Origin of the sequence: Kitasatospora sp. NPDC004799 (assembly GCF_040609095.1) — a bacterium.
In the GTDB taxonomy this organism is placed as follows: domain Bacteria; phylum Actinomycetota; class Actinomycetes; order Streptomycetales; family Streptomycetaceae; genus Kitasatospora.
Genome location: NZ_JBEXJK010000400.1, coordinates 1 through 7,319, shown reverse-complemented (window position 1 = coordinate 7,319; position 7,319 = coordinate 1). Strand labels below are relative to the sequence as shown.

7 protein-coding genes are annotated in these 7,319 nt (G+C 71.6%); 5 read left to right on the top strand and 2 right to left on the bottom strand.

Annotated features, from left to right (window positions below; translation table 11 throughout):
• Nucleotides 1-39: 39 nt before the first annotated feature.
• Nucleotides 40-1,257 (bottom strand): helix-turn-helix transcriptional regulator, encoded by a 1,218-nt coding sequence (locus tag ABZW03_RS33580; protein ID WP_355266909.1) that lies wholly within the window; start codon nucleotides 1,255-1,257, stop codon nucleotides 40-42.
• A gap of 664 nt (nucleotides 1,258-1,921) precedes the next feature.
• Between ABZW03_RS33580 and ABZW03_RS33575 the strand changes: the two genes are divergently transcribed.
• Complete coding sequence (locus ABZW03_RS33575) at nucleotides 1,922-2,710, top strand: SDR family oxidoreductase (RefSeq protein WP_355266907.1); 789 nt, start codon at nucleotides 1,922-1,924, stop codon at nucleotides 2,708-2,710.
• A 57-nt stretch (nucleotides 2,711-2,767) separates the two neighbouring features.
• Here ABZW03_RS33575 and ABZW03_RS33570 read toward each other — a convergent pair whose 3' ends face one another.
• Complete coding sequence (locus ABZW03_RS33570; protein ID WP_355266904.1) at nucleotides 2,768-3,553, bottom strand: SDR family oxidoreductase; 786 nt, start codon at nucleotides 3,551-3,553, stop codon at nucleotides 2,768-2,770.
• Nucleotides 3,554-3,740: 187 nt separating this feature from the next.
• Here ABZW03_RS33570 and ABZW03_RS33565 point away from each other — a divergent pair, with 187 nt between their 5' ends.
• From ABZW03_RS33565 to ABZW03_RS33550, 4 genes are all read left to right on the top strand, one after another.
• Nucleotides 3,741-4,247: a nuclear transport factor 2 family protein gene (locus ABZW03_RS33565; RefSeq protein ID WP_355266901.1), complete on the top strand. Its 507-nt coding sequence runs from the start codon at nucleotides 3,741-3,743 to the stop codon at nucleotides 4,245-4,247.
• Nucleotides 4,248-4,344: 97 nt separating this feature from the next.
• The gene (locus ABZW03_RS33560; protein WP_355266898.1) at nucleotides 4,345-4,791 is read left to right on the top strand and encodes an Rrf2 family transcriptional regulator; all 447 of its coding nucleotides are present in this window, start codon (nucleotides 4,345-4,347) and stop codon (nucleotides 4,789-4,791) included.
• An 84-nt stretch (nucleotides 4,792-4,875) separates the two neighbouring features.
• On the top strand, nucleotides 4,876-6,402 hold the full coding sequence (locus tag ABZW03_RS33555) for an MFS transporter (protein WP_355266896.1): 1,527 nt from the start codon (nucleotides 4,876-4,878) through the stop codon (nucleotides 6,400-6,402).
• Nucleotides 6,403-6,482: 80 nt separating this feature from the next.
• Nucleotides 6,483-7,226: a class I SAM-dependent methyltransferase gene (locus ABZW03_RS33550; RefSeq protein WP_355266893.1), complete on the top strand. Its 744-nt coding sequence runs from the start codon at nucleotides 6,483-6,485 to the stop codon at nucleotides 7,224-7,226.
• Nucleotides 7,227-7,319 lie beyond the last annotated feature (93 nt).

Here is a 7,319-nt window from a genome sequence, read left to right as displayed (position 1 = left end):
GCCGTGCGGGGGGCTGGCGGGCGCCCGGTGGTCCGGGCGTCAGGACGGGACGGAGGTCAGCGCGGTGACGAGTTCCCGCCGGCCGGAGATGGCGAGCTTCCGGTACACGCTGGAGAGGTGGAACTCGACGGTCCGGACCGTCAGGCAGGTCATCCGGGCGATGTGCCGGTTGCTGTGTCCGGCGCGGGCCAGGTAGGCGATCTTCTCCTCCTGCCGGGTGAGCTTCGAGGTGCCGGCGGGGGCCTGGAGGCGCTCCAGCGCGAAGCGGATGCGCTTCTGCCAGAACGCGTTGCGGCACTCGTACGCGACCATGGCCGCCTCGACGAGCCGCCTGCGGCCCGCGGCCACGTCCTGGCGCCGGATCTGCATCGTGCCGAGGTCGTAGAGGGCCTGCATGAACTCGGTGCGCGCGTGCCCCTGGGCCAGCAGTGCCACGGCCTCCTCGAGCACGGCGACGGAGGTTTCGTCCCGGCGCGCCACGCCCACGGCGTGCAGGGCGATGCCGATGCCGCGCGGCGATCCCCACTTCCTCGCCGCGATGAGCTCCTCCTCGGCGAGGGCGAGCGCCAGGTCGTACCGGCGGATGCCCAGCGCCCCGAACACCGCCCTCGACCGCCAGGGGATCACGGCGGGGTTGACGACGAAGCAGGTGTCGAGGACCCAGCCGCAGGCCATGTAGTCGTCGATGGCGTGCCGGAACTGCCCGCCGGCCAGGTGGAGGGCCCCGCGGGCGGCCAGGACGTGGGCGCGGTCCGGCAGGTCGGGGTCGAGCGGGCCGGCCAGCTTGCTGTCGAGCAGGACCTGGTGCGCCCGGTCGAGTTCGCCGAGCTGGACCAGCGCCTCGATCAACCAGGCGGTCGCGAGGCAGGCCGACCGCGTCGACGTGCCGCGGTCGAGCATGGTCCGGAGCAGGTCCGCGGCCCGGCAGGCCTTCCCCGCGAGCAGGCTGCTCCGGGCCCGCAGCAGCGTGAGCAGTTCCCGGCGCGGGGCCGAGCCCGTCCACGCGGGATCGTCCCGCAGCCGCCTGCACTGCGCGTCGGCGGATTCGAGGTCCCCGGCGTAGAGCAGGGCCAGGATCGCGAGCCAGGTGCGGTGCGGGTTGCGGTGCGGCTCCGCCGCGTCGAGCAGCCACTTGGCCTGCTCGTTGACCATGACACGGTCGACTCCGCGATTCGCGAACTCGATGGTGCTCAGGGCGAGGCTCAACTCGTCGGGCGGCAGGAGGGCGCGGTTCTCGGCGAGGGGGATTCCCGGCACGTAGGTGGGGGGGATTCCCGGGCCGTAGGCGTTCGCCGCGTTCCCGGCCGTCACGCTCCCGGTCGTCAGGGACGTGGGGACCTCATCGGTTCTGGTACGGATCCTTGTGGTCTGGCACTTCCTATCGTCTCCGGCCATTTTCTGCCACCCCCATAGCTGACGAATGGTGCCACTTCACGACATGACGCGGACTGGGGCGCGTCGGGCGGACCGCCCGTGGCTGACCTCGGGATCTGCGGCATCGTCGTTGATGGCCGTCGGTGGAGGTCGGGCTGGGAACTGCCCGGCGGAGCGGGGGAGTCACGACCTGGGCCGTGCCCCCGGTGCGGGCGGGGATCTGACGGTGGGACCGGTTGGAAAGCGTCGCGGGACAGCCACCCCGCTCTCGGGCAAACCCCTCTTGCCGAGAACGGTCCCTGGCTCCGAAAGCTCTGCGCGGTGCATCCCCGTAATTCCTGGACCGATCGGTCCACATCCCGGTGTGGGGATCATGTCACGATACGAAGTGTCTGTCAAAAGGTGGACCAGCAAGGGGGGTTGGGGGCGGCGGGAACCCCGGGGAGGGAGCGGCGAATCTGGTGGAGACCCGTAGAGACAGCGCGGCGGCTCCCGGTCCAAGGTCACCTGAGGGCAGACCCCGGACGCCCAGGACCAGGGAGGGAACGTGGAGCAGTCACAGAGGGTGGCGCTGATCAGCGGTGCGAGCCGCGGGATCGGAGCGGCTACCGCACGGGAGATGGGGAGGCGCGGCTTCCACGTCGTGGTGAACTACCGTCAGAACGCCGACGCCGCAGCGGAGGTGGTGAGTTCGATCGAGGCCGCGGGGGGATCGGCCCAGGCGCTGCAGGCCGATGTCTGCGACCCCGATCAGGTGTCCGGGATGCTCGACCGGGTCCGTGCGGACCGGGGTCGCCTGGACGCCCTGGTCTGCAACGCCAACACGGTGAACCCGCCCTTCGAGCCCCTGCTCACGCTCTCCTGGGACGACTTCATCGGGAAGGTGACCGGGGAGCTGGCGGGAGCGTACTTCCTCACCCAGGCCGTGCTGCGCGGCATGGTGGAGGACCGCCGGGGCCGGATCGTCTACGTCTCGAGCACCGCGGCGGACACGATCGGCACCGTCGCGGCCCACTCCACGGCCAAGGCCGCGCTCAACACCTTCAGCCGGCACATCGCGGGAGTCGCCGCCCAGTACGGGGTCGTCGTCAACACCGTCGCCTTCGGCGCGGTGCGGACCGACGCCAGCGCGGGTGTCATGACGGACGACCTCCGCACGTTCATGGAGAGCCGGTCGGCGTCCGGCCGGCTGCTGGAGGCCGAGGAGGCGGCTCGCAGCATCGCGATGCTCGCCGACGAGGACTTCAGCGGGTCCGTGGGCCAGGTGCTGCGGGTGGACGGCGGCTTCGAGGTCCTGGACCGGCAACTCAACCCGATGGTGCGGCACTTCGAGTAGACCGGCGCCGCACCGGGCGTTCCCGCAGGGCCGACCGGCCGGCCCTGCGGGGCGCCGTCAGCGGAAGCTGTGCGCCAGCGGATGCAGCTGCTGGTCGAGGACCTCGAAGCCGCCGTCCACCCGGATGACCTGGCCGGAGGTGAAGGCGAAGCCGTCGTCGGCGACGAGGGCCACGGCGCGCGCGGCGTCCGCCGGCTCCACCGGGCGCGCCGCCACCGAGCGGTCGGTCGTGTACTTCCAGAACTCCTCGCTGAACTCCGCCGTGGCGTCGGTGCGCACGGCGCCGAGGGCGACGGTGTTCACGGTCACCCCGTACTCGGCGGCGATGCCGGCGATGTGGCGGCTGAAGGTGTTCAGCGCCGCCTTGGCGACGGAGTGGGGCAGGGCCATGCCGATGGTGTCCGAGGCCGTGCTGGAGATGTAGACGATCCGGCCCGACCGCTGTGCGCGCATGACGGCGAGCGTCTGCTGGGTGAGGAAGAAGGAGCCGGCGAGCTCCCCGTTGACCTTCGCGGCGAACGCGTCCCAGCTCAGCTCGGCGAAGGACGCGAAGGGCGGTGTCACGGTGTTCGCGTTGCAGACCAGCAGGTCGATGCGTCCGTGGTCGGCCCGCACCCGCTCGACGAGGGCGGCGACCTGGTCGGCGTCGCAGACGTCGGCCTGCGCCGCCTCGGCCGTACCGCCGTGCGACTCGATCTCCGTGACCACGTCCGCCGCCGCTTCGGCGTCGCTCCGGTAGTTCACGATCACGTGGTAGCCGCGGCCGGCCAGCTCCTTGGCCGTCGCGGCGCCGATGTTGCGGCCCGCACCACTGATCAGGGCTGTGCGCTTCGACTGGTTCACGGTGTCTCCCGTCGGGTGTCGCCGGCGTTCCTGCGGCTCGACCCTAGTCGCGCGGGGGAGCCGGAGGATTGCGGGCCGACCACAGGAAAGGTGCGCGGGCCTTGTGACGCGTGTCCCGCGGCTGCGACTGTCGGTCCGGTTCCGGCAACCGGCGGAACGGGGTCCGAAGCGCTCGGGAGGATGCACGATGGCGGACGAGGGTGACCTGGTGGCACGGATCGACGAACTCTCGGCCAGAGTGCGGGAGCTCGAGGCGATCCGTGAGCTCACGAAGCTGCGCAACGCCTTCCACCACCGCCTCAACTCGCAGGACTGGCAGGGCCTCGGCGCCCTGTTCACGAAGGACGCGCACCTGGACTACGGAAGCTTCGGCGACGCCCGTGGGCGCGCGGCGATCCAGGAGTACTACAGCGCGCTGCTGCCGAAGATGGTCGAGCTCCAGGGCGCCTCCGAGGTGGCCCTGAGGAACTTCAACCAGGCGCACCAGGTGGAGGTGGAGGGCGACGGCCGCGCGTCCGGCGCCTGCTTCTTCGTCGAGCACGTCCGGTTCGACCGGGCGGACCTCGTGCACCAGAGCGTCGGCCGGTTCGCCGACACCTACGTCCTCGAGGACGGCCGGTGGCTGTTCGAGCGCGTCGAACTGGACCACTACTGGGTGGTTCCGCAGAACAAGGAGTGGCGCTGGCCCTGGTGACGCCGGGCGCGCGCGGCGGATTGACACCCGGATCAAACCGCTACTAGCGTAGTTGCAGTTGGATCGGCGAGGCGACCGTCGCGAAGGGGTCATCACGGTGAGCATCAGCAGCAGGAGCGCGGTGGCGATCCACGCCCTCACCATGCTGGGGCGCTGGGACCACTCGCTGACCTCCGTGGAGATCGCGGAGAGCCTGGCCAGCAATCCGGTCCTGGTGCGGCGGATCCTCGGCAGTCTGAGAGACGCCGGCCTGGTCCTGTCCACCGAGGGGCGCAACGGCGGCTGGTCGCTCGCCCGGCCGGCCCGCGAGATCACGCTCTACGACGCGTACACGGCGGTGGAGGCGGGGCCGATCCTGTCGCGGCACCCGCATCCACCGAGCGCCGAGTGCGAGGTGGGGCGGAACATGCAGAAGCTGCTCGAGGCGGAGTTCCAGGACGCGGAGCGGGCCATGAAGGAACGGCTCGGGCGGACGACGATCGCCCACCTCGTCCGGCAAGTACTGGCCAGTGAGCGGGAGCTCGCGCAGCGCGTCACCAGCTGACCGATGGCGGAGGCAGTGCCTCCGCCCTCCTTTTGCCCTAACTGTAACTATCATGGTGGCGGAAAGTCACCCGAAGGGCCTCGAATGACTTCCACGTCGACAACGACCGAGCGGACCGGCTCGGGGACGGGCTTACTCGCCGTCCTGATGCCGGCGATCCTCGCCACGGTCACGGCCAGCGACATGGTCAACCTGATGCTTCCGACGATCGGGTCCGAGTTCGGCGCCTCCGAGGCGGAACTCGCCTGGGTCGTCACCGGCTTCCTGCTGATGTTCTCCGTCGGGATCCCCCTGTACGGCCGCATCTCGGACCGGGTGAGCCTGCGCCGGCTCTTCGCGTTCGCGCTCCTCACCTACGCCCTCGGGAGCCTGATCTGCGCGATCTCCCCGAACCTGGCCGTGCTCGTGGCCGGACGGATCGTGACGGGCATCGGCGCGGCCGCGATCCCGGTGCTGTCGATCATCGCCGTCACGACGCTGCTGCCGCCGGAGCGGCGCGGGGTCGGGATCGGCGTCGTCTCGGCCGGTGCGGGCGTCGGCACCGCCGCCGGGCCGGCGCTGGGCGGCGGCATCGGGGAGGCGCTCGGCTGGCCCGCGCTGTTCTGGATCATGCTCGTGGTCTCGCTGCTGCTGCTCGTCCCGGCCCTGCGGGTCCTCCCGGACGAGGCTCCGCAGGGCTCGGGCCGGCTCGACCTCCCGGGCGGCATCCTCCTCGGCCTCGGCGCCGGTCTCGTCCTGTTCGGCATGACCCGGGCGCAGGTCTCCGGCTTCACCGACCCGCTGTCCTGGGGCAGCCTGCTGGTCGCCGTCGCGGCGCTCGTGGTCTTCGGGGTGCGCACCGTCCGGGTCGACCAGCCCTTCGTTCCGCCGTCGCTGTTCACCAACCGCGTCTACCGGACCGGCATCCTCGTCGCGTTCCTGGCCATGGTCGTCAACCTCGGCGGCCTGGTGTTCGTCCCGCTGCTGCTCGTGGAGGTCAACGAACTCACCCCGGGCAAGGGCGCGTTGGTCATGATCCCGGCCGGCGTGGTGACCGCGCTGCTCTCGCCGTGGATCGGACGCCTCGCGGGCCGCGTCAACGCGCGGGTCCTGGTGCTCTTCGGGCTCGGCCTGATCGGGCTGTTCTCGCTGTTCCTCTCGTCCTTCACCGGCGGCTCCTCGGTGCTCTTCGCCGGCGCCGGGATCCTCGGGCTGAGCATCGGCTTCATGTTCGTGATGACCACCATCATCGGCGCCGCGGCGAGCGAACTGCCCCCCGAGCAGGTCGGTGTCGGCCTCGGGATCCTCCAGGGGGCCCAGTTCCTCGGGGCCGGTACCGGCCCGGCCGTGTTCGGCGTGCTGGTGTCCGCGCGGCAGCAGAGCGGCAGCGACGCCGTCAACCCGCTCTTCTCCGGCCACCACGGCTCGGCCTACTCCGACGTCTTCCTGGCCATGGCCGTGGTCGTCCTCCTCACCCTCGTCGTCGCGTCCCGGATGCGGCCCACGGCAGCGGCAGCGACCGCGGCGGAGGGCGAGGCCGGAGCGGGGAGCGAGGCCGGAGCGAAGGCCGAAGCGAAGGCCGGGGCGGCCCCGGTGGCCGCGTCGGCGCAGGAAGTGAAGAACGTCCAGTAGGACCGCGACCCGCCCCGTCCGGGGCGGGCCGGATCCACCGAGTGTTGGTTGACGAGCTTGCGAGCGACAAGGGGACCGGCATGACCACGCAGCGGACTTTCTCTCAAGAGGACAAGGAATACGAGGCGTTGTACGCGGGGCGCGCGTCCTTCGACGGCGTCGCCCCCGGTGAGGTGCTGATCCCCTGGGACATCGGCGAGCCCCAGCGGGCCGTGGTGGACCTGGCGCGCGCGGGCGGCTTCAGCGGCAGGGTGCTCGACGTGGGCTGCGGACTGGGCGAGAACGCCATCCTGCTGGCGGCCCAGGGGTACGAGGTGACGGGCGTGGACGGCTCGCCCAGCGCCGTCGAGGAGGCGGCTCGGCGGGCCGCGGCCCATGGCGCGCGGGTGCGCTTCCTGACCGCGGACGCCACCGAACTGGACGGTGTCGGAGGCGACTTCGACACCGCGCTCGACAGCGGCCTCTACCACTGCCTGAACGACGAGCAGCGCTCGGCGTACGCCGCCGCGCTCCACCGGGTGTGCCGGCCGGGTGCGGTGCTGCACCTGTTCTGCTTCGCGGAGTCCATGCCGTCGGGGACGCCGATCGTGGCGGAGGCCCTGGTCAGCGAGGCCAACCTGCACGCGAACCTCGGGCGGCACTGGGAGATCCAGGACATCACCGAAGCCGTCTTCGCCACGACCTTCACCCGCGAGATCCTGGCCAAGCTGGGTACGGCGGGCGCCCCGGACACCGGCGCCAGGCCGGGCCCGGACGCGATCCAGGTGGACGAGCGCGGGCGGGTGCTGACCCCGATGTCCCACGTGCGTGCGCGGCGCAGGTGAGGTCGCCGAGCGCCCGGTCGGCGGTCTCCCGCCAGTTGTCGCCGTTGAGTGCCTGGACCACCCGGTCGGGGCCGCCGGCGCCGACGAAGTCCG

Coding starts and splice junctions, on each gene's coding strand:
- ABZW03_RS33555 (WP_355266896.1), top strand. CDS start 4,876: ATGACTTCCACGTCGACAACGACCGAGCGGACCGGCTCGGGGACGGGC.
- ABZW03_RS33565 (WP_355266901.1), top strand. CDS start 3,741: ATGGCGGACGAGGGTGACCTGGTGGCACGGATCGACGAACTCTCGGCC.
- ABZW03_RS33550 (WP_355266893.1), top strand. CDS start 6,483: ATGACCACGCAGCGGACTTTCTCTCAAGAGGACAAGGAATACGAGGCG.